Origin of the sequence: Bacillus cereus group sp. MYBK101-2 (assembly GCF_051918845.1) — a bacterium.
Classification (GTDB): domain Bacteria; phylum Bacillota; class Bacilli; order Bacillales; family Bacillaceae_G; genus Bacillus_A; species Bacillus_A paranthracis.
This window is the reverse complement of sequence record NZ_JBQAIE010000002.1, coordinates 482,074-506,980: the sequence shown is the minus strand read 5'-3', so window position 1 is coordinate 506,980 and position 24,907 is coordinate 482,074. Positions and strand designations below refer to the sequence as shown.

The window sequence follows — 24,907 nt, the reverse complement described above, 5'->3', positions numbered from 1 at the left end:
CTTCCTCCTACATTACTGCTCCAACCAATTATAAAAAGGCACTTTTCCAGTAAATTTCGTCTCTTGTTTTGTCGTTTGCTGCGCTCGTTGTTGATTTGCTCTAAATTTCCGTCCTTGGTTTAGGGCTTGATCTACTGTTTTAATACCATTCTTTTTCCATTCAAATAAAATACGATCAATATATCGGAAATTAAGCTTACCACTCATTACAGCTTCCCTGAGGGCCGCTTGAATTAAATTCGGATGATGTTGATCTTGATCTTCCCACATTCCCAACGTTTCACATTCAAATGGAGAAAGTGGTCTTCCAAATTCTTTTTCAAATACTGTATATAAATTTACTTGCAATTGCTTTATTTCTTTTTGTTCTTCCTCTATTGATTCATTCATTAAGAAATGCAATATTTTTTCCCATAGCGGTTGTAAAGAATAACTTTCACACATCATCGCTTCTGATTTTTGTCCACCTTCTAGTGATAAAAAACCTTTTTGAATCAATGCCTGAATGACTTCCATACATTTCATTTCGGTAATCGTCATCCGTTCTGAAATCTCTGACGGAGTCGGAAACGAATTGCCCGATTCTAAAAATGTATGTACATGAAGTACAACCATAAATTCCGTTTCATTTAACCCTAATTTTTTATAATGCATCATAAGTAATTTTGGAATTGCAATGCTTCCCTGCTCAAACCACTGTAACATCATTTTCTTTTTCATCACCAAACACCTCGCTCTCTAGTATAACACACCTTTCGCTATTTCTTTTTGCCACAATTCGTCAAAAAAACCTCCCTATTATGTAGGAAGGTTTTTGTATTACATTAATAAAATATACAATTAAGCTTGCACTTTACTTTTCATAAACGTGTGAATACGTTCTAATGCTTTCTCTACTTGTTCAAGAGATGTCGCATATGATAAACGAACGTTATTTGGAGCACCAAATCCTGTACCTGGTACAAGAGCTACTTTTTCCTCTTCTAATAGAGCTTTTGCCCAATCATCAACAGTTTCGTATCCTGATAAAGCTACTGCTTCTTTTACATTAGGGAATAAGTAAAATGCACCTTGTGGTTTAATACAAGTAAAGCCAGGGATTTGAATTAATTTATCATAAATAATGTTTAATCTCTCTTCAAATGCTTGACGCATTGTTTCTACAGGTTCTTGTGAGCCTGCATATGCCGCGATTGCGCCGTATTGAGCGATTGAAGTAGGGTTTGACGTACTATGACTCGCTAAGTTCGTCATCGCTTTAATAAGCTGCTTATTTCCTGCTGCATATCCAATACGCCATCCTGTCATAGAATGAGATTTAGATACACCATTAATAATAAGTGTTTGTTCTTTTAATGCATTAGAAAGCTGGGCAACCGAAGTATATTCTGCTCCACCATAAATTAATTTCTCATAAATTTCATCTGAAACGATTAAAATATTGTGTTCTAAACATACTTCTCCAAGCTGTTGTAATTCTTCTTTGCTGTAAATCATTCCTGTTGGATTGCTCGGTGAATTAATAATAACTGCTTTCGTTTTCTCTGTAATTGCCTCACGCAGCTGCTTCGCTGTAATTTTGTATTCATTATCTTCAAGGCCTTCTACATAAACTGGCTTACCACCAGCAAGCTTTACTTGTTCCGGATAACTTACCCAGTATGGCGTAGGGATGATAACTTCATCACCTTCATCAAGTAACACTTGGAATAATGTATATAATGCATGCTTTGCGCCGTTACATACAATAATTTCAGACGGATCATACGCAATTCCTTGATCGCGAGTAAACTTCTTCACAATTTCTTGTTTTAACGCTTGTAACCCACCTGTTGGTGTATACTTCGTATGTCCTTCTAACATCGCTTTATGTGCAGCATCCATAATATGTTCTGGCGTATTAAAGTCAGGTTCTCCTGCCCCTAATCCAATCACATCATGACCTTCTGCTTTTAATGCTTGTGCCTTTGCTGTAATCTCTAAAGTTGCAGATGGTGTTAAAGCAGCTACTCGCTTTGCTAATTTCATTTGTAGTTCCCCCTACATCTATTTTTCAATGCTGTATCGTCGTAAAAACTTCCCATCTTTAAATGCAAGATAGTAATAACTATAACGATTTTCATCATCAATATATGTAACTTCCCATAATGGTATATTGTTTTCAAAGCCTAATTTTATTTTTAAAATTTCTTTAGGCTTACTTTTGTGCTCTTTACTGTCATCTCCGACTTGTTCAATCGTTCTTTGTAAAGCCTCTTTTTCAGAAATACCTTCACTCTTTTTCCTTACTATAGTTTCCCCTTTTTTCTCAGGCACCCAAACGATAAGTTGTTCTCCTTTTTCATCTGTACCTTGCACGACAGTATATGAAGATTCTCCGTTATAATAATCCACAGATTTTACTTTTATAAGCTTTGCTTTTTCTTTTGCAATTTCTACAGATTTTGCCTCTTTAGGGATTTTCTTTTCCATTGCTTTATTATAAACATACGCCCCATATATTCCGCTAGCAACGATTACGATAACGATTGCAAAGATCCACTTTTTCATTGTATCACTACGTTCTGTAAATCGTAAATACAGCTGTTTCTTTATCTTTTTCGTCTAATGCTAATCCGAACATGAGGTCCTGCTCTTTTAACGTACGATTCAAACTATCAACGATTTTATACAAGTCAGACGAATATTTAATACGCGTCGTTGATAGGACTTCGATTTTCTTATCCATGAAAAAACTCCTCCGTTACACAAAAATTTCTAATTATAGAAGAACGCAATGCGGTTACAATAAGAGTACATTCTTTACAACCCCTGCTTCATCACCCATCTATTATAGCAGGACATGTACAGCAAAAAAAGGTTTCAAGTCGAAAACCAATACATTTTGTATACAAGAAGTAAGAAAAATAAAATTCCTCCTACCCACATTTTTTACGCCTGAAGTGTAAACGTACTTCAGGCGTATTTTTCTTCCAATTTTATTCAGTTGGCTGTTCTTTTAATTGCTCTAACAATTCTTCTAGAGGACCTTCATAGAGCGGGACAGTTGGGATTGATTGTAAAAATCGTTTTCCATAGGAAGCACTCGTCAAACGACGATCTAATACAAATACTGTTCCGGTATCTGTACTTGTTCTAATAAGACGACCAAATCCCTGTTTGAAACGCAGTATTGCTTGCGGAAGTGCTAACTTGGCGAATACGTCTTCACCTTGATTTTTTAACCACTCTCCTTTCGCTTCCATCATCGGTTGATGAGGAGGCGTAAAGGGAAGGCGGACAATAACAAGACAACTAAGGGCATCTCCAGGTATATCTATCCCTTCCCAAAAACTACTTGTTCCTAATAAAATTGATTTATCGAACTCTTGAAACTTACGAATGAGACGACTTCTGCTCTTATTATTCACACTTTGCGTTAATAATAAATAACCTTCTAATTCCTCATCATTTTTCAAATTCTTATACGCTTCTTTCAACATTTCATACGAAGTGAACAAAACAAGCATTCTACCTTCTGTAGCTTTCGCTATTTTTGCAATATGAGCCGACACAGATTCAATATATTCTTCATTACTTGCTTGCTTAATAAAGGGCACATCCGTTGAAACCATTAATTTCATCTGTTCTTCAAAATGGAATGGTGATGGGACCTGTAATGTATTTGGAGCAAAATCATGTAAGCCTAGCTCTTCTTTTATATAGTCAAATGAATCGTTTACTGTGAGCGTTGCTGATGTGAAAATAACACTCTTTTTCTCTGTTAAAAATTCATCAGCAAATCTTTCACCAATATGAACAGGTTGTCCATATAAAACAGTTGAATGAATGGTTCCCTTCGTTTCAGTTTCCATCCATGTCACATATGAATTTTTTTCTAAAATGAGTACTTGTAAAGAATGCGCCATCTTTCTCAACAACTCAATTAAATGCATAAATTCACCTGTAACAACATGCATTTCCCATTCTAATTTACTTTGCAATATATCAATTTGCTTCTCAAGTGTAGAGAGTAATTTTCTTACATCATATACAAAGCGATTTGTTAACTCGGTAATACTAGCCCATAACTTACCTTTCTCTACTTCCGTGTTATATCGATAAATGAGTGGCATATTGCTTATCCCTTGTTCCTGCTTTGTTTGTTTAAAGATGAATGCACGTAACATTTGGAATAGCTCATCCGCATCAAATTTCAATTCCTTCAAACTATGACTTACCATGCGGAAAGTAGACCGGGAGGCTTGCTCTGATTTTTTCATCATTTTATATACTTTAGAAAGTACATCATCTGTTTCTAGCGTACCAAGACGAGATAAAACTAGCTGGAAATACATACAGGAGAACTGTTCACCTAATGTTCTACTCGCTGCTTCCTCGATATGATGAGCCTCATCAAAAATAATATGTTCACATGAAGCAAACAGTGGTTCTTCACTTGAAAAATCTTGAAATAATAACGCATGATTTGTAATAACGATATCTGCAAATAATGCTCTATTCTTTGCTCGTTGATAAAAACAACGACTAAACCAGTTGCTTTGCATCCCACCCGGACTATGTACATCACTACAAATCCGGTTCCAAAGTAACTTTCCGCCCTCAGGAATATTTAATTCATCACGATCGCCCGTTTCCGTTTGCAATAACCACACTAAAATTTTTGCCTTCGTGAGCGCCATATCATAATTTTTCTCTTCTTCTTGCAAAGCATATTCAAATTTATGTAGACAAAGATAATGCTTTCTTCCTTTCAGAAGAGCTACTTCAAATGAAAATGGCATTATTTTCTGTAATAATGGAATTTCTTTTTCTAGTATTTGTTGCTGCAGTTGTACAGTTTGGGTACTTATGATGACAGGTTCTTCTTTTTTCTTTGCAAAATAAATACTTGGAAGCAAATATGCAAGAGTCTTTCCTGTTCCTGTTCCTGCTTCAATTAGTGAAAACCTAGAATCTCTTAGCGCTGTATATATTTCCTTCATCATACTCTGTTGGCTTTCTCTTTTTTCAAAATTTGGCATATTCGACTCAAGTTTATCAATTGTCTTATGCAAGAAAGCATCAAATTTAAATGCGCATGTTTCACTTAAGTTTAAAGAATAATTCCGTTTTCGAAGGGCAATATTTCGATACACTTCATATCCCTCTGCTCCTTTTTTACCATGCATCATTTTCTTTAAAATATTTTCAGAAAGCACATCCGCTATATCACTTTGAAACACATCACTCAATTCATAAAGCGATTGCAAGGTGACAAGGGGTAACTTCTCAATTTCATTTAAAAATTGTAAAAACAATTCCGCTGTTGCAAGAGCATCACTATCCGCACGATGCGGTTGATCATGCTCTAATTCGTGTTGTTTAGCTAAATCACGTAATTTATAACTATCAGCCGTTGGCAAAAGAATTTGCGCCAACTCAACTGTATCAACTTTTGGACAATGTATTTCTGTATATCCAGCCTGCCTTAATTCTTCCGTTAAAAAATTCCAATCAAAGTGAACGTTATGTGCAACGAAAGCTGCACCTTGTAATAGCTCAACAACCATCGGGGCTACATCTTCAAATAACGGGGCTTGCTTAACCATACTCTCATCAATCCCTGTTAACTCTGTAATAAATGGTGGAATCTCTCTCTTCGGATTAATAAAAGATGAAAAAATCTCTAATATCTCTCCATCTTCCACTACAACAGCTGCAATTTGGGTAATTTTATCTTTCCCATCCTTCCAGGAGTTCCCTGTCGTCTCTAAATCCACAACGACATAACGCTTACTCATATATGTAACACCTCAATTTCTTACCTATCAAACAGAAAATTATATAATGTTACTATACCACGTTTTATCTCATCTTAATGAAAAGATGCACAAAAAAGGCTATCTCCATAATAGAGATAGCCTTCTTACTTATAATATCGTACCCGCTTTTTCAGCACCTAACATTTCAATAATTTGATTATCATCGTCTAATACTGCAATTTTCGGCTCTTGTTTATGAATATTTTCTTCTGCCACTAGACCGTAGCAAATAATAATAACTTTATCTCCTGGCTGTACAAGCCTTGCAGCTGCACCATTCAAACAAACAACACCGCTACCACGTTCCCCTTTAATAACATATGTCTCTAAGCGAGCACCATTATTATTATTTACAATTTGGACTTTTTCGTTTTCTACAATATTTACTGCATCCATTAAATCTTCATCAATTGTAATACTACCTACATAATTTAAATTTGCTTCTGTTACTGTTGCGCGATGTAGCTTCGCTCTCATCATTGTGCGAAACATAGATGCTCCCCCTTATTTAACCGTTAATGTTATATTGTCAATTAATCGTACATTGTCAAATTTAACTGCAATTGCTAAAATGATTCGTCCTTCAATTTTATCCACTACTTGTAGTGAAGGATACGTATATAAATCAGCATAATCTACAGTGCCTTTCGTATACGTCTCAATATACTCTTTCACAAGAGTTGTAATGATTTCTGCATTACGTTCTCCTGTCTCAATTCTTTCTTTCGCTATACATAGACTGCGGTATAAATGAGGAGCCTCTTCACGCTCTTCTGGTGATAAATACACGTTACGAGAACTTTTGGCTAATCCATCTTCTTCCCTTACAATATCCACCGGTACGATTGTAACCGGAATATTAAAATCAGCGACAAATCCTTCAATGACAGCAACTTGCTGTGCATCTTTCATACCGAAATAAGCACGTGTTGGCAATGTAATATTAAATAGTTTCATTAGTACAATCGCAACACCAGCGAAATGACCAGGTCTTTGTTTTCCGCATAACACATCGGTACGCTTCACAACTTCTACTGTTGTCGTTTGTTCTGCTGGATACATTTCTTCTACGCTCGGATAAAATAAATAATCTACACCGTTTTCTTTTGCTACATTTTCATCTCTATCAATATCACGAGGGTATCGATCTAAATCTTCATTTGGTCCAAACTGTAGCGGATTAACAAACACGCTTAAAACTACAATTTCATTTTCTTCTCTTGCCTTACGTAATAAAGTCGCATGACCTTCATGTAAATAACCCATCGTTGGGACAAAACCAATACTTTTTCCACTTGCACGTAGTTCGTTTGTAATTTGCTGCATCTCTTGCACTGTATTTATGATTTTCATTATTGTTTTCCTCCGTATAACGCTAAACATTCTTCCTCTTTCATTGTGAATGAATGTTTTTCTTCCGGAAATTGCCCTGTCTTTACTTCAGTTACGTATTGTGAAATCCCTCGCACAATCTCCTCTTGAACAGACGTATATTGCTTCACAAATTTCGGAACACGATTTACGCCATATGAGATAAGATCATGATAAACGAGTACTTGCCCATCCACTTTTTGTCCTGCTCCAATTCCAATCGTTGGAATTGTTAGTTGCTTCGAAATAAATTCTGCTAGCTGCATTGGCACACATTCTAACACAAGTGCTATCGCACCAGCTTCCTCACATCTCTTCGCATCTTCTATTAATTTTTTTGCACTTTCAGCATCTTTTCCTTGTACTTTATAGCCACCTAACACTCCTACAGATTGAGGAGTTAAGCCTAAGTGTGCCACGACAGGAATTCCCGCACTCGTCAAGTAATGAATAGTTGATATCACTTCTCCTGCACCTTCTACCTTCAGTGCATGAGCACCACTCTCTTGAACGATGCGGCGTGCATTCACCATCGTATCTTGAGGCGACACATGATACGACATAAATGGCATATCAGTTACAATAAACGTCTCTTTCGCTCCTCGGCGTACAGCTTTCGTATGATGAATCATATCCTCTACTGTTACAGGTACTGTTGATTCATAGCCGAGCACAACCATCCCAAGGGAATCTCCAACTAGAATCATATCAACTTCCGCTTCTTCTGCTAATTTAGCAGATGGATAATCATACGCCGTTAGCATTGTAATCGGCTCACCTTGCTCTTTCATTTTCAAAAAATCTGTTTTTGTTTTCAAAAACTACTCCTCCTTTATACAGGAGAGAGGAGATGGCCGAAATCATATAAAAAACCCCTCTGGCCATAAAAGGGCAGAAGGGTTGTGTGTTAGTCGGCATTATTCATCCCTCTGTCCCAGTCCGTTATTGGATCAAGGCAGAATCCAAGTTATTATTTTTCGTATTGCATCGAATCATGGTGCAGTTCGCTCTGATACTGCCCATATTCGAACTAATTATAGCAAACTCCAAAAAGGAATTACTACATTTTTTTGAAAAAATAATTTTTATTCTTATTACGGTATGTGAAATTTTTAAATAACGTATGCATAGAAAGATAAACAAATTTGTTTACATGCATAGTATAACTCTTAAAATAATGATGCAGGTTAATTGAGGAAACATACTTACAAAAGGAGAATTGCTAATGTCTATAAGCACATGGTTATTTCGATTCATCGGTTTTCTTGTGATGCTTGTGGGAGTAACAACTTTAAATTCCCTCAATGTATTTGCCTCAATTAACGTCGTAACACAACCTGTTGAGTCTGCCAAGGTGATTGAAGTCGAGCTAAACGATGATTACTTTAAACCGAACGTCATCACGATTCCAATTGAAGAATCAACAACATTGCTATTGAAAAATAAAGGCAAGAGTGAGCACACCTTTACAGTAAAAAAACTCGGCATTGACGTCGTAGTCGAGTCAGGAAAAGAAAAAAATATTACTGTGAAACCTAAAAATACTGGTACATATGAATTAATATGCCGGTACCATCTTCTTAAAGGAATGGAAGGCAAAGTAATAGTCAAATAAAAAGAAGTTCCAAAAAGGAACTTCTTTTACTTAATTTCGATATCTGCAGAATGAATGTGATGTACTTTTCCTTCATGGTCTTCTAGAAGCAATACGCCATCTTCTGTAATTCCTTTTGCTACCCCTGTAATCGTCTCTCTCATCGTTCGAGCGGTAATTTCTTTCCCGATGCTTACAGCGTAACTTTCCCAAAGAATTTTGATGACAGAGAAACCATTTTGTAAATACTCTTCATATAATTTTTCTAGTTGTAAAAAGATTTGTTGCATAAGCTCCGCACGAACAATTGGCTTACCGGACTCAATCGCTAAAGAAGTAGCAATATGCTGAATTTCCTCATCAAAATGTTCTTGCTTTTGATTCGCATTAATACCAATACCCATAATGACAGCATTAATTTTATCAGGATCCGCCTGCATTTCTGTTAATATACCTACAGCTTTTTTCCCTTGAATTAAAATATCATTCGGCCATTTTATTCCTACATTTACACCTGTGCACTTTTCAATTGCTTGCGCAACGCTAACAGCGGCTAACAAAGTAAGTTGTGGTGCATGATGAACCGGGATCGATGGACGTAAAATAATACTCATCCAAATTCCTGTTCCTTTTGGTGAATGCCATTTTCTGCTTAAACGACCTCTACCCGCTGTTTGTTCTTCTGCCACAACAATCGTTCCTTCTTCTGCACCTTCATAAGCAAGCTTTGCTGCAATATGCTGCGTTGATTCAACAGACTCTTCAAAATACACTGTTCTACCAATATGTTTCGTTTGTAACCCTAACTGAATTTCATTCGCAGTCACTTTGTCTGGCTTACTTGCAATTCGATAGCCTAATCGACGCACAGCTTCAAGTTCATATCCCTCATTCCGAAGGTCCTCCATATGTTTCCACACAGCGGTTCTTGAACAACCAAGTTTATCACTAATCGTTTGGCCAGATACAAACTCGCCATCGGCTTCCGAAAAAACTTGCAATAACTGCTTTCTTATAGTAGATTGCATTCTTGCAGCCACTCCCTTATACACTCTTTCTCATTTACTACGTTTCCTTGTACAATTGCTTCCTCAATCTTTTGAATCATTTCAGCAACCCATGGACCGGGCTTTTTACTTGCCCAGTTTAACAAATCATTCCCAGTCACATTCATCTCTTGTCGACTCTTGATTGGCAATGCTTGAAACAACGTTTGTACCCGTTTAACAGATGTATGATCATAGCTTTCAATCATCGCTTCATATACTCTTTCTGCCATTTCAGCTATATGAATTCCCGTTTTATAAAGAAGAACTGTATCCCAATCCTTCTCCTTTCTCTTACGGATTGTTAATAAAACTGCGACGATATCTTTTATTTTTTTATTCGAAAACTTCCATTGACGTAAAAAGACAGATGGATGTTCTTCCCCGATACAATATAAGAAAAATGCCCATGCCTCAATGTCTGTTTCAAAAGAATCCCAGTTATACTGCGTAGCTTTTAGCAATCTTTCTTCTGACATTTGTAAATACGGCAGATGAGAAAATAGTTTCGTTTCTACTAATTCTTTGAGACCCTTCACACAATATGTGCCAGTTAACAGTTTTTCAAACTCCACTGTAATTCTCTCAATTGCAATATGTTCCAGCAAATGTCCATATGTTTCAATTGCTTGTTTCGTTTTCGTCTCTAAAGAAAAACCTAACGTACTTACGAACCGAATACCACGCATCATTCGCAGGGCATCTTCTTGAAAACGATCCGCAGCATTTCCAACTGTCACAATTTCTCTCTTTTGAATCGCTTCCTGTCCTGCAAATAAATCGACCATTTCGCCTTCTTCTGTCATCGCAATTGCATTCATTGTGAAATCACGACGTTTTAAATCCTCTTCTAATGAACGAACAAATTGAACACTACTAGGTCTTCGAAAATCTTCATATTCACTCTCTGTTCGAAAAGTGGTTACCTCATAAGGCTCACCATTTTCTACTACAATTACAGTTCCATGTTCAAGACCAACAGGAACATGTCTTGGAAATATAGCCATCACTTCTTCTGGTAAAGCAGATGTCGCAATATCAATATCTCCAATCGGCCTATCGATAATAAGGTCTCGTACGCTTCCACCGACAAAGTAGGCCTCATGCCCTTGTTGCTTTAAAGTCTCAATAATAGAACTAGCTTTTTTAAATCTTTCCATTTTTGTCATCCCTTAGTACATCATAGTAAATCGTTTCATATTGTGAGACGATTTTTTCAGAACGAAACTGCTCGTAAACACTTTCTCTTGCTCGCTCTCCCATATTACGGTGAAGTTCTTCATCCTTTAATAGCTGAATGGCTTGATCTGCCACTCCTGTTGTATCGCCAACTTCACATAAATATCCTGTATCACCATGTTGAATGACTTCTGGAATACCTCCAACCCTTGTTCCGATACAAGGTACACCACACGCCATCGCTTCTAATAAAACAAGACCAAAACTCTCTTTCTCTGACAGAAGTAACATTAAATCACTCATCGCAAGTAGCTCCGCAACATTATCTTGCTTCCCTAAGAATAAGACGCGATCTTCAATATGTAAATTTTTCACCAACTGTAAAATCGTGCAAAATTCTGGTCCATCTCCAACAAGAAGCAACTTCGCATCTACTTCTGTAACAATTTTAGCAAATGCCTGCACAACATCTTGCACACGTTTCACTTTACGGAAGTTTGAAATGTGAATGAGTATCTTTTCACTCTCACTTATACCGTATTCTTTCTTTAATTGGGTCATATCACGTTTGAAATATACACGTTCGTCTATAAAGTTATATACCGTTTGAATGTCTTTATTTGGTTTTACAAGCTCATGCGTTTCGTTAATTAATGAATGCGAGACAGCCGTCACAACATCAGATTGCTCAATACCAAAACGAATTAAATTATTTAGCGAAGGGTCGGATCCTAACACAGTAATATCTGTTCCATGCAAGGTTGTAACAATTTTAATACGCTCTCCAATCATTTGTTTTGCTAAATAAGCACAAATGGCATGTGGTATTGCGTAATGCACATGTAAAATGTCTAGATTTTCTCTTTGTGCAACCTCTGCCATTTTACTCGCTAACGCTAAATCGTATGGTGGATATTGAAATACAGAGTATTGATTTACCGTCACTTCATGAAAATAAATGTTTGGATACACTTTATTTAACCGGAATGGTAAACCCGATGTAATAAAATGAATTTCATGCCCGCGTTCCGCTAATTGCTTTCCTAATTCTGTTCCAACAACTCCAGAACCACCTACAGAAGGATAACATGTAATACCTATTTTTAATTTCATTTACATCCCCCTATTAAATCAGCATGTAATAAAACCGGTTTCTTACTCATAAACCCTTCGGCATATAAGACTCCAACTTCTTTTCCAAACATTTTCTCACGAGCGACTACAGTTTCAACGTAACCTTCTGTTAACGGCGTTTTCACACCATCACTCCCTGTTGAAAACTGACTTTCATACGCTTCTAATGCTTCCACTTTTTGCGATACGTATTCACTAATATCTATACAAAAATTCGGTTTATGAAAACCATTAATCATATAATGATAAAAAGACTCCACACGATGTGGTGGAACCTCTGGCATATATTTGCGAATTCCTGCTGAAAAAATAGCTTCTTCCACAAGTTTTGCACAATTTGCATGATCTGGATGACGATCTTCATAATACGGCGCAAAAACTAGTTTTGGTTTATATGTACGAATTACCTTTACAATTTCACGTATATACTCTTCTTTCATATACAAACCACGGTCTGGCATCGCTAAATTTAGTCTCGTTTTTACTCCCATTATACGAGCTGCCGCCTTTGCTTCTTCTTTTCTTAACTCTATCGTTCCATTAGAAGAAAGATCAGCTTCCGTTAAATCACAAATACCTACTTCATACCCTTGCTTCGTATATTTAGCAATAGTGCCAGCCATGCCGATTTCAACATCATCGGCATGAGCACCAAACGCTAATATATGTAATCCACTCATAATTGTTCCCCTCATTTTCTTAACTTGCGGTAATCTAAATCTCCTCGCTCTAATGCGTGCATTAACATTTCAGCACTTGCCATATTCGTTGCAAGTGGAATTGCATATACATCACATAAACGAAGCAATGCATTCACATCCGGTTCATGCGGCTGTGCTGTTAATGGATCGCGGAAGAAAATTACCATGTCTAAATCATTTTTCGCAATCATTGCACCAATTTCTTGATCGCCGCCAAGAGGACCAGATTGATATCTTGTTACAACTAAACCGGTCGCTTCCATAATACGAAGCCCTGTCGTTCCTGTTGCAAATAATTCATGTTGTTCAAAAATTGGTTTATATGCGTATGCAAACGAAACCATGTCATTTTTCTTTTTGTCATGTGCGATTAAGGCAATTTTCATCCGTTGTCTCCCCTTTAGTCGATAATATTCTCTAAACCGTACACAAGATGATCTAGATTCATTACTGTCTCAATTGATAGTTTTACACCAGACATAAATGATGCACGATTGAATGAATCATGACGAACTGTTAACATTTGTCCGTCTCCACCAAACATTACTTCTTGGTGTGCAATAAGTCCTGGTAAACGTACACTATGAATGTGAATGCCGTCTACATTTGCACCACGAGCTCCTTCTAATTGCTCTACTTCATTTGGATGACCTTGCTGCTTTGATTCACGATTTTGACGAATCAATTCTACTGTTTTTACCGCAGTACCAGATGGTGCATCTAGTTTTTGATCATGATGCAATTCAATTACTTCAACATCTTGGAAGTACTTCGCTGCCATTTGTGAGAATTTCATCATAAGAACTGCACCAATTGCAAAGTTTGGTGCGATAATTGTTCCTACTGCTTTTTCTTTTGCAGTCTCGGTTAATTGTTTTAGCTCTTCTTCTGTAAATCCAGTTGTACCAATAACAGAACGAAGTCCACGCTCAACTGCTAGTGTAACGTGTTGTTTCCCAACTTCTGGCGTTGTTAAATCTAACAACACATCAGCTTCTACTTCTTCTAAACAAGTATGTAAATCTGCGTAAACAGGTGCATCTAGCGCTGGCATGCCCGGTAAATCAGAGATTTTCTCTCCGCCATGTTTATAATCCACTGCTGCTACTAAATTAAAATGTTCCGTTCTTTCCATAAGAAGAACTGCTTCATGTCCCATACGTCCTCTTGGTCCAGCTATAATTACTTTAATTTCTTTCATTATTCTTTCTCTCCCTCATCAATACGTGTCCAGCGATCTTTATCGCGAGTATTAAATTTATTCATTACAATGTTATGTGCTGTTTCTAAATCAATATTTAAACTATTTGCCATACAAATCATAACAAATAATACATCTCCAAGCTCTTCTTCAATACTACGTTCTTTTTCAGTTGTTTTCTTCGGTTTCTCACCATAATAATGATTAACCTCTCTTGCAAGCTCCCCCATTTCTTCCGTTAAACGAGCCATCATTGCAAGTGGACTGAAATAACCTTCTTTAAACTGACCAATATATGCATCTACTTCTTTCTGCATATCCTTCATCGTTTTCGCTTCCATACAATTCACCTCTAATCCTTCCTCTTTCATGTTAGCCAATTCATCGCGATTTGACAAATATTATTCCCCGCCAAACACCTATTTGCGACCCTTTTTGGGAAAGATTATAATAAAGTGAAACTTCTTTTGCGTTTTTGGCAAAAAATCAACCAGAACCAATCGATTTTTATAGCCTTCACTATTTTCACTAGCAACTAGAAATTACTTATCATTATGTTTTACCGTTTCAGCGGAGCAATGCCATTTACATAATTAGGGGGATTTCTATATGACATCAAATTTGAAGATTCGAAATATCATTTTTATTTTAATCGGTTCCGCTATTTTTTCTTTCGGTATTGTGAATATCAATATTGAAAATCACCTTGCAGAAGGTGGATTTACCGGGATTACACTATTATTGTATTTTCTATTTAAGTTTGACCCTTCTTATTCAAACTTAATTTTAAATATCCCTATATTTTTTATTGGTTGGAAGTTACTTGGAAGAACGACATTTATATATACACTAATCGGCACATTTAGCGTATCTTTATTTCTATGGATTTTTCAGCGTTACGAAGTTCTCAACTTACATGTAAACTTACAAAATGATATGACACTCGCAGCTTTATTTGCTGGGGCATTTATTGGTATCGGTCTTGGGATCATATTTAAATACGGCGGAACTACTGGCGGTGTAGATATTATTGCGAGACTCGCTCATAAATATGTTGGCTGGAGTATGGGGAAAACGATGTTTATGTTTGATGCTATCGTCATTATCGTCTCTATCCTTACCTATTTATCATATCGCGAGGGTATGTATACGTTAGTTGCTGTTTTTATCGGGGCGAAAGTGATTGATTTTATGCAAGAAGGAGCCTATGCAGCAAAAGGAGCAACTATTATCTCAGATAAAAACGATGAAATTGCTGCTAAGATTTTATCTGAGATGGAGCGCGGAGCAACCTTTTTAAAAGCTGTTGGATCTTATACAAAAGTGGAACGGAACGTATTGTATTGCGTTGTTGCTAAAAATGAAATCGTGAAATTAAAAAATATTATTACTTCTGTAGATCCTCACGCCTTTGTTGCTGTAAGTGACGTGCATGATGTAGTTGGTGAAGGTTTTACATTAGATGAAAATAAAAATCCGTTACATACATAAACACAACTAGAAAAGCTTTTTAGCTTTTCTAGTTTTTTATTACATATTGCTTAAGTTTCTCTAAATCCTCATAAATAAGCTCCAATAAGCTCCGATTATAAAAAATAGAAGCAGGATGGAAGGTCGGAAAAATATGATATTCTTTCTCTGACCATGTAAATTCTGCACTTTGCATATCCTTTAATTTTTGAATGGGCTGTTTTAATAATTGCCCGTGTACATCTGTGATTTTTTTACCTTTTCCTGTTAAACGTTGAAGACCGATATTGCCAAGTGTGACGATTAGCTTCGGATTTAGTTTCTCTAATTCATAATCTAACAAAGGTGCATGGGCGAGTATTTCTCCTTGATTTGGCGTTCTATTATACTTTTTCTGTACGATCTCACCATTTCGTTCTTTTTTCTCTCGCCACTTATAAGGTCTACTCCGAACAGCGCTCGTAATATATACTTCTTCCCTTGTAACGTGAATACGTTCTAAAAAGCCCATTAATTGTTTTCCCGCTCTCCCGCTAAACGGAATCCCATTATGAATTTCTGTTTCACCAGGCGCTTCTCCTAACAACATAATTTTCGGATTTTCAGGGCCTTGTCCACTTAAAAAACCTTCTAATTGATAAGGAGCACTACGCTCTTTCACCTGTTTTACTAAATGGTCTGGATATTTCATTTCCCCCACCGCCTTTCCACATTACTTCTATTATTTCTATTTGAAATACATTATATAATTCAATCCACAAAACAAAAAAGACTATCAAAATTGATAGTCTTTAGTCATCGCTACGCTGCATACCAGTATAAATCAATACGAGACGTAATAATTCAAATACCGCTACAGCTGCAGCTGCTACATATGTTAATGCTGCCGCATTTAATACTTTACGAGCTTGCCCATATTCATCTGTTGATACGATACCTAACGCTTCAATTTGTTGCATTGCACGCTTGGATGCATCAAACTCAACTGGTAATGTAACAAGTTGGAACACAACACCTGCTGCCATTAAAATGATACCTAATAACAACAAGTTAGACATAGATGCAAAGGCACCAATCATAATAAAGATCCAAGAAATATTCGATCCAAAGTTTGCAACTGGAACTAACGAATGACGAATACGCATAAAGTTATAATCTTTTGCATCTTGAATTGCGTGTCCTACTTCGTGTGCTGCAACTGCTGTACCAGCAACTGAATGACCGTAATAGTTATCTGTTGATAATCGAACTGTTTTGGCAGTTGGATCATAATGGTCTGATAAATGACCTGGTGTTTCTTCTACAGCTACGTTGTATAATCCATTTTCATCTAAGATTTTCCGAGCCACTTCTGCTCCTGTCATACCTGATGTTGAATAAACTTGTGAATACTTGCTATAGGCACTACGTACTTTTGACTGTGCATACAACGGTATGATCAAAATGATCGCGAAGTAAATTAAATAAAACATCATGAACCTCCATTGAAGTTTTAATTATAGTACTTCTCATTCTATTTTCTTCTGCCACCATTGTCAATGAATAAACCTTACAATCCGAATCTTTATTTATTACATTATCTATTCTTAGAATGTACATTACTTTTTCTTTTTTCTCTCTCTCCTTTATACTTTCTCCACCCAACATAAGTTAATGTGAATAAAATAAGACCTCCAGTAATTGTCATAAACCAAATGAGAGAGGGTGCAATTTCATCTTTTTTTACTGTATGAAATATTTTTTGCAAATCCCCTTTAATGATTCCTAATTGCATTTGCCCACCTTTTGTTTTTAACATAACGTTACGAAATTCATCCAAATAAGATAAATGGGCATTTACACGCTGCACTTCATTTTCTGGCAAGGCAATCATTAAGCTTGGATAAATAATATTAAATTCATGTAAAAATGTGTTTAACGTTTGTTGAAACTGTCCCGTATCTTCTTTTTTCATCGCTTTTTCCATTTGAGAAAAGGCATCCATTACTTTTCCTTCTCTTTCCATCCAAAGTGGTTGATATTTCGATACTTGCGCATCGACAGCGAGCTGCAGGGCTAACACATTATCAATTTTAACTTGTTTCCTTACATCTTCTTCCGCGAGAGATTGTTTCGCCCTATCGTACGCTAACGAAATAACTCTAACTTGATCTGGCGTTACCTCTTGCTTCTTTTCATTCCCCTTTATAACAAACTGCTCCGAGAAATGTTGTAATACTTGTACTGCTTTTTCATCTTCATTACGCTTCACTAATTGTAATGAGTCATCTAACAACCCTGTTAGTTCACTCCACTCCTCAGCATATATACGTAACGGAAACATGATAATTAGAAATGCAATCAGTCCAATTAATGTTCTCTTCATCACGGTCCCCCCTATAACTACTAGTACAAAATATGTTAATGTGGACAAGAATAGAACAGAACTGGACCGAAAAATATATTATCGTTTTACAAACAAAAAAATTCTCTTTAAACAGAGAATTTTTCTTTTGAAATCCTTTTCTTTTTTACGAAATATTTATACAAGCTATAACAAATTATGCTACCACATAAAATAAATAATAAAATAGCACACGCTGCATGCATAAAAAACTCTTCTGGTAACATTAATATAATCGGATCCGTTTCAATATCAAACATCCAATAATCATTACTGAATAAAAGCTTATGGAATAATACAAAACTCTTTTCAAAATTAATAGCAATTGGTAACACAAGCGCAATCGGAAAGATAATTGTTACAATCGATCCATGCAGTAAAAACTTTTCATTTTTCTTTTTTAATAAATACATGCCGCCTACTATTGCAATTATAATTGTCGCATACATTACATATTGTATCTTTACTAAAATATTTTTCACATCTACAAAATGAATACGGCCATTTGTAGACATATCTAATGTGGGCAACTGTAATGCACCGTCATAAAACGGAGATAAATATGTGATAAGCACATCATAATTTCTTTTAATATCATCCTTCGTCATATCTGCTAAATCTGGAATATTTAAAAAATCAATTTCAAAATAATATAGCCATTTTCCGTATACAACCGCCGTTGTTGCGAGTGCAAATATAGAAAATGCTATGCTATATGAAACAATTATCGTAGTCAATCGATCCAATATTTTTGTACCACTCGTATTTTTCTTCATTTTCTCCCCCTACATGTTCTAACTATCATAAAGAAAACTGTTTTCGATTCTTACGTAAGCAATAATAATATGTCATACAAAGCACAGCAATGCTTAGCCAGAACGTAAAATAACCAATTTCCCCTACAAACAAATGCATAATTCCGTATCTCGGCATTTGCCAAAATAAATAATCAATTGCATCGTTATGTAATGTCCATATAGCTGCTACCGCAAAATGCCATTTTTTTATACGGTAAAACGGTGCATATAGCACTGCTTGTACTGCCATCGCAAAATGTGAAAGCATTAACATATACCCGATAAGGCCAATAGGACCTTTTACATAGATCATAACCGCATTTACAACAACAGCCCATATTCCATATTTTATTAAAGTAACAATCGCTAGCGCCTCTATTAATCCCCAATTTTTCTTTATTAAGAAAGCAATTAAAACAAAGACAAAAAAGAGACTCGCCATAGGGCTATCGGGTACAAACGGCCAAAATATAGGAGCGGTTTCTTTTAATTGATCTCCATACCATATAAATCCGTAAATTGTACCTAATATGTTAACAACTAATAAAAATAATAATACAGAGCGTTGCCTTAACATTGCATACAAGTAAACCAAGCTGTATGTCCAACACCTTTCAAACAAAGTCATTTTTTCCTCAAACTCTATTCTATTATATAGTAAACTTTCTTTCATCAAAATAAAAAACTCACTACACTTTGAAGTGAACCCGAATAGTGGTGCATGAAAAAACACTTCCATGTATTTATCAACGATTATGGATGCCTTTAGTCGTGAAATTATTAGTTGTGTCATCATTGAATTACAAGCAATGAGAGGGCGAAAAGTAAAAGATTTCCTTCTTCACTCGGATCAAGGAAGTATTTATACAGCAAAAGAATTTCAAGCGTATGCCAAAGAAAACGACATTATCACCAGCATGTCCCGGAGAGGAAATTGCCATGATAATGCCGTCATGGAAAGCTTCTTTGGTCATTTAAAAAGTGAAGCTTTCTATTCACAAAAGATAACAAAAGTATCCAACACAGCTGTGCGAAAGATTGTGCTAGAATACATTCATTACTACAATTGTGTGCGAATTCAAGAAAAATTAAACCACCTATCCCCTAAAGAATTTAGGGAACAGATGGTTTAGGTGTTTTGATCGGTGTCCCGTTTTCGGGGGCACTTCATTACGAAATGGGCTTTTTGTTATAAATCATAATTATTCGGTTTTTAAATGGGGTAATGAACCTTATACTAGATTCCTCCACCTGGTTCAGTCATATATTGTACAACAGGTGATTTTTGTGTTGCATTTTGATGAATTTCAGGGTTATTTAATCCAACAGATAATACAGCGACAGTTACTAGACTTAGAACGAAAATCTTGATCTTTTTCATCTTAAATACCCCTTTTCCTTTATTGAAATTTTAGCTTCATAACTCATACGATAGTAATCCGAAGCCTTATCTTTCATTCCTATATTATAACACTCATTAGCCAAAAATTCGGAATAGTTTTGAATTTCTTTCAAAATATTTTGATCTTTAAAATAAGCAATAGCTTCCAAAACAATAGGCTCTAATTCTTCGATAGCAACCTTATCAACTAAAGCATTCAAGATATTATAACGGTGGTGATATTCTTCCGTACAGTCTTCTAACCCTTCAGCAATAAAGATTCTTGCCTTTTCATAATTCCCTAAATTATAATGAACTTCCGCTAAGGTATGTATACCTTTTTTCTGATACGGTAATCGAGGAGAACTGAATTTTTCATATACATCTTCTAAATGTCGTAGAGATATCTCCCACAGCTTTTGATTCGAATAGAAAACACCTAAATTATAACGAACCGTCAGGGCTGCTTTCGATTCCTTTTCCTCCTCTAGTATACTTAAGGCAGATATTAGATATTCTTCTGCCATAGCATGCTGATCAAGTGTAATAAGGGACATCCCTATTGTATTCTTACAGGCTCCAACCTTCGCATGAAACGAATGTAACTCTTTATCTTTTTCGAAGTATGCTAGGGCATTCGATGTATGTTTCACCGCTAAAGTGGGTTGTGATAAATAATAATGGTACAAACCTACTCTATATTGAAACTCTGCATTTTCTAATTCGTCATTAAGGACTGGTAGTAATTCTTCTGCAAGTCTCAAATGATGTTCTGCTTTTGGATACTGTCCCATTTCTGTTGTATAGATGAATTTAAAAAAGTGATAATAGTATTGCAATCTTGAATCAGGTTGCTCCTGAAGATGTGAAAGACTTCCTAGATCATGTTCAAAGTTACCGATTAACATTTGGAAACGACAATTAAATAAGGTGTAATAATCTAAAAGATCGTCATATTCTTTCATACTATTAAATTTTTCATCTATAACTTGTTTCAAGGCAATCGTTTTTTCTGTATGCTGCGAAACCATTTCAAGATACCATTCTTGTAATAATGCATATCCTGTATTTGTGAAATCCCTTGTTTCCATCGCCCGTCACCCTCTCTTTATATACTACCTACATATTATTTAAATATTAACACAATTTCTTTAACCACAAGCGATTTTTAATGTTGAGAAAATTTTTTAGGGTCAAACCTTATTTTACATATATAAAAAACCTATAATATAAGTATCAATTTATAAAATTACTAGCGATACGGTACGTGGAATTATATAAAGATTGGAGTGTCCTCATGGATATATCACCAAAATAAGAAACCCCATAGTGAAGCTTTCTACTCACAAAAGATAACAAAAGTATCCAACACAACTGTGCGAAAGATTGTGCTAGAATACATTCATTACTACACTTGTTTGCGAATTCAAGAAAAATTAAACCACCTATCCCCTAAAGAATTTAGGGAACAGATGGTTTAGGTGTTTTGATCGGTGTCCCGTTTTCGGGGGGCACTTCATTTTTTTGTAGTCAGCTTTTTATTATTTTTTATTATACTTTGCAACGAATTCCGAAAGCTTCTTCAGTTCCTCATCTGTACCTTTAAATACACCTTTAGGCATGGAACCTTTTCCCTCTTTCGCAATTTTAGCAATTTCTTCTGGCTTCAAAGTTAAATTTTGCAGTGCCGGTGCTGCTGCGCCGCCCTGTAAATTGTCACCGTGACATGTTAAACAAGTATTTTTTTGCATTAATTTATAACCGTCATCATTTTTATCAACTGGTGCTGTTTTTACAATTGCTCCTTGTTTTTTTGCAGCTTCCCAGTCGTGGTGTGCTACAGATTCCCAAGTTAAAAAGATAATCGATGCAACTGCTAAAAGCATAAATCCCGTTGCTACAGGACGCTTCAATGGGCGTCTTTCTGGGCCTCGATCAAGAAATGGAGCTAACAGTAATGCGCCAAACGCAATCCCTGGCATAATGAACGCTCCAATTACAGTAAATGAGCCAGAAGCATAAGAATACTTTAATAACTGATACAAGAATAAGAAATACCAATCTGGAAGTGGTATATACCCAGCATCAGTTGGATCCGCCATTCTTTCAAGCGGTGACGGATGTGCCACTGTTAAACATAAATAACCGATTAAAAAAACTGCACCAACCATCCATTCTTTTAACAAGAAGTTCGGCCAAAATGCTTCTGTTTTCCCTGGGTATTCCGAATAGTCTTTTGGAATATTTGGTTTCCGAGCTACTGGTACCCGAGAATCTCCTACAAACTTCATCCCTTTGCCGCGATGCATAATCTCCCTCCTTTAGTTCTTTCCCCTTTAATTTAGCAATCTCTTATAGCGGACCGGAAATACCTTGTTTGCGAATCATGATGAAGTGGAAGGCCATTAAACCTAGAAGTGCTGCTGGTAAGAAGAAGACGTGAATAGCAAAGAAGCGAGTTAATGTTTGAGCGCCAACAATTTCGGAATGACCAGCGAGTAATGTTTTAATGTAAGGACCAATAAGCGGCGTTTGCTCTGCAATTTGAATCCCTACTTTCGTAGCAAATAACGCTTTCATATCCCACGGTAATAAATATCCGGTAAAACCAAGACCTAACATAACAAAGAAAATAAGAACACCAACAATCCAGTTTAGCTCACGAGGCTTTTTATACGCACCCTGGAAGAAAACTCTAAGTGTATGTAAAAACATCATTACAATTACAAGACTAGCACCCCAGTGGTGCATACCACGAACAATTTGCCCATATGCAACTTCATTTTGCAAATAATAAACCGATTCCCAAGCATTTTTAATATCAGGCACATAATACATCGTCAAAAACATTCCAGATAAAATTTGAATTACAGTAACGAAAAAGGTAAGTCCGCCAAAGCAATAAACGAATGCAGAAAAGTGATGTGCCGGGTTTACATGTTCAGGTACTTCATGATCAGCGATATCACGCCATATTGGTGTAATATCTAACCTTTCATCTACCCAATCATAAATTTTATTTAGCATCTACTTTGCACCCCCTCTTGGCTTCGCTTTTCCTAGGTACAGCGTTCCATCTTTCACTTTAGATTCGTATACATCAAGTGGAGCAAGGGGCGGCGTGCCTTTAATATTTATCCCGTCTTTTGTGTAACGGCCCCCGTGACATGGACAAAAGAATTGATTCGGATGTGCTTTGTCCGAATTCCAGTTCACTGTACATCCTAAATGTTTACATACTGGAGAGAACGCAACAATGTCTCCGCTTTCATCTTTATGAACCCAAGCTGATTTTGGCTCTTCGGACTTGTACCAACCATCAACCTGCTTCACCTTAAAATCGAAACGTTTCGGCTCTGTTGTAATATCCTTTACTTGTGCAACAGCAACCATATCCGTTCCCGCTTCTTTTCTTAACACCGGATCAAGCGCAAATCGCGTCATCGGCATTAAAATACCCGCTGCCATAAAGCCTCCTACCCCTGTAAGAGTGTAATTTAAAAACTGTCTTCTTGACACACGATGTTCTTTCTCGCTCACGAAAATTTCCCCCCTCTATCAGAAATTGTCCCCTCGTGATAAATTATATAAAAAATAAAAACTAGGACACTATCATGATATAATACGCTCATGCACAGGTCAATATCATACTACTCATAATAATAAGAACTTTCTGTTTATTATTGTTTTCCCCATTTTTCTTCTAACATTACCATTATATTTTTTATATGTGCATGAATCACTTCTCTTTTCGCTTGATCACTAAATTGTTCTAACGCTAATGAAGGAAACCAAAATAAATCTCCCTGCAATTCTTGCATATCTTCTTTCCATGAAAAATCACTTGTAACATAAGCAATATGCTTAAAACCTTGCTTTTGTAAATGATTTGTCCATTCTTGCAAACGACCTTTTTCATTTTTTTGACTTTCTACTAAATACGTAAATGCAGGTAATAAAAGGACTCTTCCTTTATATTCTCTTTCCAACTCCATACTCAACAGTTCAATAAATTCACCTTGTTCTACTACCGTTTTCATTTCTTTCGCTGCCGAAATTGATAAAAGTGGTATAATACCTGTATCTACATATTCTCTTGCTTGCTCAAACTGTTCCACATCTTTTACAATCCATTTCAAATGTCTTCCCTCCCCCACCTATAAATGACAGAACTTTCACTTTATATATATTAAACCATACTAAAAGAGGTAAAAAAAGAAAAACTACCTATATTAAGGTAGTTTTTCTTGAAAAAGTCTGAAATTTGTAAAATTTTATGAATCCAAATGAATTCTATAACATCTTTAACTCCGCTGTTAACCTATGAAACGCTTCCTTATCTTGCTTATCCAGCGCTTCATCAATTTGTTTCAAAAGACGTTCTCTTCTAAAAGAAAATACACTTTCTTCTAAAAATCTTTCTGCAAGTAAACGATCTTTTTCATTTACTTCAATGTGCTTTGGTAAATACGGGTTTTCTTCTAATACAGCTACGTAATTGGCATTTTGAAACGATGATTTAAAATTGAGTTGAATATAAATATCCTCATCTCGATTTAAACGAATATCATGAAACGATTTTTCAGCATCTGTTGTCATAACATTTTGTTTAAAAAAGTGAAACGGTGTATCTTTTACACAATTCGCGGACATTACTAAGCCACGCGGACAATATTTTGCATGCTCTACGAAGTGGACTTTATGCATCAATTGGTCGTGACTCATTAAATAATTCAAAATCCATACACATTCGCGCTGTTTCAGTTGGTAATTATTCAAAAACCATTTTACAAAATCCTTCTTCTCGTTTACAGAAACAGGGGTATTCATAGCAATTAAGTCCCTC

General features: G+C 36.0%; 29 protein-coding genes and 2 pseudogenes. 4 read left to right on the top strand and 27 right to left on the bottom strand.

Annotated elements, in window-relative coordinates; genetic code table 11:
• Positions 1-12 precede the first annotated feature (12 nt).
• The 8 genes from dnaD to panB all read right to left on the bottom strand — a co-directional run bounded on the left by dnaD (position 13) and on the right by panB (position 7,993).
• Complete coding sequence (gene dnaD / locus ACTFSI_RS07975; protein WP_000728538.1) at positions 13-720, bottom strand: DNA replication protein DnaD; 708 nt, start codon at positions 718-720, stop codon at positions 13-15.
• A 120-nt stretch (positions 721-840) separates the two neighbouring features.
• Positions 841-2,028, bottom strand: a complete 1,188-nt coding sequence (gene aspB / locus ACTFSI_RS07970) for an aspartate transaminase AspB (protein WP_000761548.1) — start codon at positions 2,026-2,028, stop codon at positions 841-843.
• Between the two features lie 18 nt (positions 2,029-2,046).
• Complete coding sequence (locus ACTFSI_RS07965) at positions 2,047-2,550, bottom strand: cell wall elongation regulator TseB-like domain-containing protein (RefSeq protein ID WP_000758746.1); 504 nt, start codon at positions 2,548-2,550, stop codon at positions 2,047-2,049.
• 7 nt (positions 2,551-2,557) lie between these two features.
• A complete protein-coding gene (locus tag ACTFSI_RS07960; protein WP_000358352.1) occupies positions 2,558-2,728 on the bottom strand; it encodes a YpmA family protein in 171 nt (56 codons plus the stop codon).
• Between the two features lie 250 nt (positions 2,729-2,978).
• The gene (gene dinG, locus ACTFSI_RS07955; protein ID WP_277616592.1) at positions 2,979-5,783 is read right to left on the bottom strand and encodes an ATP-dependent DNA helicase DinG; all 2,805 of its coding nucleotides are present in this window, start codon (positions 5,781-5,783) and stop codon (positions 2,979-2,981) included.
• 129 nt (positions 5,784-5,912) lie between these two features.
• The gene (gene panD, locus ACTFSI_RS07950; RefSeq protein WP_000490176.1) at positions 5,913-6,296 is read right to left on the bottom strand and encodes an aspartate 1-decarboxylase; all 384 of its coding nucleotides are present in this window, start codon (positions 6,294-6,296) and stop codon (positions 5,913-5,915) included.
• Positions 6,297-6,308: 12 nt separating this feature from the next.
• Positions 6,309-7,157, bottom strand: coding sequence for a pantoate--beta-alanine ligase (gene panC / locus ACTFSI_RS07945; RefSeq protein WP_000691779.1), 849 nt, complete (start codon positions 7,155-7,157; stop codon positions 6,309-6,311).
• Positions 7,157-7,993 carry a 3-methyl-2-oxobutanoate hydroxymethyltransferase gene (panB, locus tag ACTFSI_RS07940; protein WP_044790543.1) on the bottom strand — a complete coding sequence of 279 codons (837 nt, stop codon included), beginning with the start codon at positions 7,991-7,993 and terminating at the stop codon, positions 7,157-7,159. The genes panC and panB overlap by 1 nt, the downstream gene beginning before the upstream one ends.
• A 407-nt stretch (positions 7,994-8,400) precedes the next feature.
• Between panB and ACTFSI_RS07935 the strand changes: the two genes are divergently transcribed.
• On the top strand, positions 8,401-8,790 hold the full coding sequence (locus ACTFSI_RS07935; RefSeq protein ID WP_000028418.1) for a cupredoxin domain-containing protein: 390 nt from the start codon (positions 8,401-8,403) through the stop codon (positions 8,788-8,790).
• Between the two features lie 26 nt (positions 8,791-8,816).
• Here the strand turns inward: ACTFSI_RS07935 and ACTFSI_RS07930 are convergent, their stop codons facing one another.
• From ACTFSI_RS07930 to ACTFSI_RS07900, 7 genes are read right to left on the bottom strand one after another with little or no spacing between them, the layout of a single operon-like run.
• A complete protein-coding gene (locus tag ACTFSI_RS07930; RefSeq protein WP_001192044.1) occupies positions 8,817-9,797 on the bottom strand; it encodes a biotin--[acetyl-CoA-carboxylase] ligase in 981 nt (326 codons plus the stop codon).
• On the bottom strand, positions 9,782-10,975 hold the full coding sequence (locus tag ACTFSI_RS07925) for a CCA tRNA nucleotidyltransferase (RefSeq protein ID WP_044790544.1): 1,194 nt from the start codon (positions 10,973-10,975) through the stop codon (positions 9,782-9,784). The genes ACTFSI_RS07930 and ACTFSI_RS07925 overlap by 16 nt, the downstream gene beginning before the upstream one ends.
• On the bottom strand, positions 10,962-12,107 hold the full coding sequence (bshA, locus tag ACTFSI_RS07920; RefSeq protein ID WP_000768296.1) for an N-acetyl-alpha-D-glucosaminyl L-malate synthase BshA: 1,146 nt from the start codon (positions 12,105-12,107) through the stop codon (positions 10,962-10,964). Before bshA ends, ACTFSI_RS07925 begins: the two co-directional genes overlap by 14 nt.
• Complete coding sequence (gene bshB1 / locus ACTFSI_RS07915) at positions 12,104-12,808, bottom strand: bacillithiol biosynthesis deacetylase BshB1 (protein WP_000015666.1); 705 nt, start codon at positions 12,806-12,808, stop codon at positions 12,104-12,106. Before bshB1 ends, bshA begins: the two co-directional genes overlap by 4 nt.
• An 11-nt stretch (positions 12,809-12,819) precedes the next feature.
• The gene (mgsA, locus tag ACTFSI_RS07910; RefSeq protein WP_000684765.1) at positions 12,820-13,215 is read right to left on the bottom strand and encodes a methylglyoxal synthase; all 396 of its coding nucleotides are present in this window, start codon (positions 13,213-13,215) and stop codon (positions 12,820-12,822) included.
• A 14-nt stretch (positions 13,216-13,229) separates the two neighbouring features.
• Complete coding sequence (gene dapB / locus ACTFSI_RS07905; protein ID WP_197225722.1) at positions 13,230-14,030, bottom strand: dihydrodipicolinate reductase; 801 nt, start codon at positions 14,028-14,030, stop codon at positions 13,230-13,232.
• The gene (locus tag ACTFSI_RS07900; RefSeq protein WP_002108639.1) at positions 14,030-14,371 is read right to left on the bottom strand and encodes a nucleotide pyrophosphohydrolase; all 342 of its coding nucleotides are present in this window, start codon (positions 14,369-14,371) and stop codon (positions 14,030-14,032) included. The genes dapB and ACTFSI_RS07900 overlap by 1 nt, the downstream gene beginning before the upstream one ends.
• Positions 14,372-14,639: 268 nt before the next feature.
• On the opposite strand from ACTFSI_RS07900, the gene ACTFSI_RS07895 reads away from it, so the two are divergent.
• Positions 14,640-15,521, top strand: coding sequence for a YitT family protein (locus ACTFSI_RS07895; protein ID WP_000203308.1), 882 nt, complete (start codon positions 14,640-14,642; stop codon positions 15,519-15,521).
• A 28-nt stretch (positions 15,522-15,549) separates the two neighbouring features.
• On the opposite strand, the gene ACTFSI_RS07890 is transcribed toward ACTFSI_RS07895, so the two are convergent.
• From ACTFSI_RS07890 to ACTFSI_RS07870, 5 genes are all read right to left on the bottom strand, one after another.
• On the bottom strand, positions 15,550-16,191 hold the full coding sequence (locus tag ACTFSI_RS07890) for a uracil-DNA glycosylase (protein ID WP_000876864.1): 642 nt from the start codon (positions 16,189-16,191) through the stop codon (positions 15,550-15,552).
• A gap of 100 nt (positions 16,192-16,291) precedes the next feature.
• Entirely contained in the window at positions 16,292-16,972 is a 681-nt protein-coding gene (locus tag ACTFSI_RS07885; protein WP_044790547.1) for a zinc metallopeptidase, read from the bottom strand.
• Positions 16,973-17,076: 104 nt separating this feature from the next.
• Entirely contained in the window at positions 17,077-17,865 is a 789-nt protein-coding gene (ypjB, locus tag ACTFSI_RS07880; RefSeq protein ID WP_000831600.1) for a sporulation protein YpjB, read from the bottom strand.
• Positions 17,866-17,972: 107 nt separating this feature from the next.
• Positions 17,973-18,659, bottom strand: coding sequence for a lipoprotein intramolecular transacylase Lit (lit, locus tag ACTFSI_RS07875; protein WP_044790549.1), 687 nt, complete (start codon positions 18,657-18,659; stop codon positions 17,973-17,975).
• Positions 18,660-18,684: 25 nt separating this feature from the next.
• Positions 18,685-19,275, bottom strand: coding sequence for a DUF1405 domain-containing protein (locus ACTFSI_RS07870; RefSeq protein ID WP_130983641.1), 591 nt, complete (start codon positions 19,273-19,275; stop codon positions 18,685-18,687).
• A 139-nt stretch (positions 19,276-19,414) separates the two neighbouring features.
• On the opposite strand from ACTFSI_RS07870, the pseudogene ACTFSI_RS07865 reads away from it, so the two are divergent.
• A pseudogene (locus tag ACTFSI_RS07865) lies at positions 19,415-19,813 on the top strand (transposase); the annotation flags it as partial.
• 104 nt (positions 19,814-19,917) lie between these two features.
• On the opposite strand, the gene ACTFSI_RS07860 reads toward ACTFSI_RS07865, so the two are convergent.
• The gene (locus ACTFSI_RS07860) at positions 19,918-20,061 is read right to left on the bottom strand and encodes a Phr family secreted Rap phosphatase inhibitor (RefSeq protein ID WP_138322241.1); all 144 of its coding nucleotides are present in this window, start codon (positions 20,059-20,061) and stop codon (positions 19,918-19,920) included.
• Entirely contained in the window at positions 20,058-21,152 is a 1,095-nt protein-coding gene (locus ACTFSI_RS07855) for a tetratricopeptide repeat protein (protein WP_139895775.1), read from the bottom strand. Before ACTFSI_RS07855 ends, ACTFSI_RS07860 begins: the two co-directional genes overlap by 4 nt.
• Positions 21,153-21,389: 237 nt before the next feature.
• Between ACTFSI_RS07855 and ACTFSI_RS07850 the strand changes: the two are divergent.
• A pseudogene (locus ACTFSI_RS07850) lies at positions 21,390-21,542 on the top strand (IS3 family transposase); the annotation flags it as partial.
• 60 nt (positions 21,543-21,602) lie between these two features.
• Here the strand turns inward: ACTFSI_RS07850 and qcrC are convergent.
• The 5 genes from qcrC to ACTFSI_RS07825 form a co-directional block, all read right to left on the bottom strand.
• A complete protein-coding gene (gene qcrC / locus ACTFSI_RS07845) occupies positions 21,603-22,370 on the bottom strand; it encodes a menaquinol-cytochrome c reductase cytochrome b/c subunit (protein ID WP_000554606.1) in 768 nt (255 codons plus the stop codon).
• A 43-nt stretch (positions 22,371-22,413) separates the two neighbouring features.
• Positions 22,414-23,088 carry a menaquinol-cytochrome c reductase cytochrome b subunit gene (gene qcrB / locus ACTFSI_RS07840; RefSeq protein WP_000932700.1) on the bottom strand — a complete coding sequence of 225 codons (675 nt, stop codon included), beginning with the start codon at positions 23,086-23,088 and terminating at the stop codon, positions 22,414-22,416.
• Entirely contained in the window at positions 23,089-23,601 is a 513-nt protein-coding gene (gene qcrA, locus ACTFSI_RS07835) for a menaquinol-cytochrome c reductase iron-sulfur subunit (RefSeq protein WP_001290418.1), read from the bottom strand.
• A gap of 140 nt (positions 23,602-23,741) precedes the next feature.
• Positions 23,742-24,200 carry a YpiF family protein gene (locus ACTFSI_RS07830; RefSeq protein WP_000871301.1) on the bottom strand — a complete coding sequence of 153 codons (459 nt, stop codon included), beginning with the start codon at positions 24,198-24,200 and terminating at the stop codon, positions 23,742-23,744.
• A 154-nt stretch (positions 24,201-24,354) separates the two neighbouring features.
• Positions 24,355-24,891, bottom strand: a complete 537-nt coding sequence (locus ACTFSI_RS07825) for a ReoY family proteolytic degradation factor (protein WP_001095923.1) — start codon at positions 24,889-24,891, stop codon at positions 24,355-24,357.
• Positions 24,892-24,907: the final 16 nt, after the last annotated feature.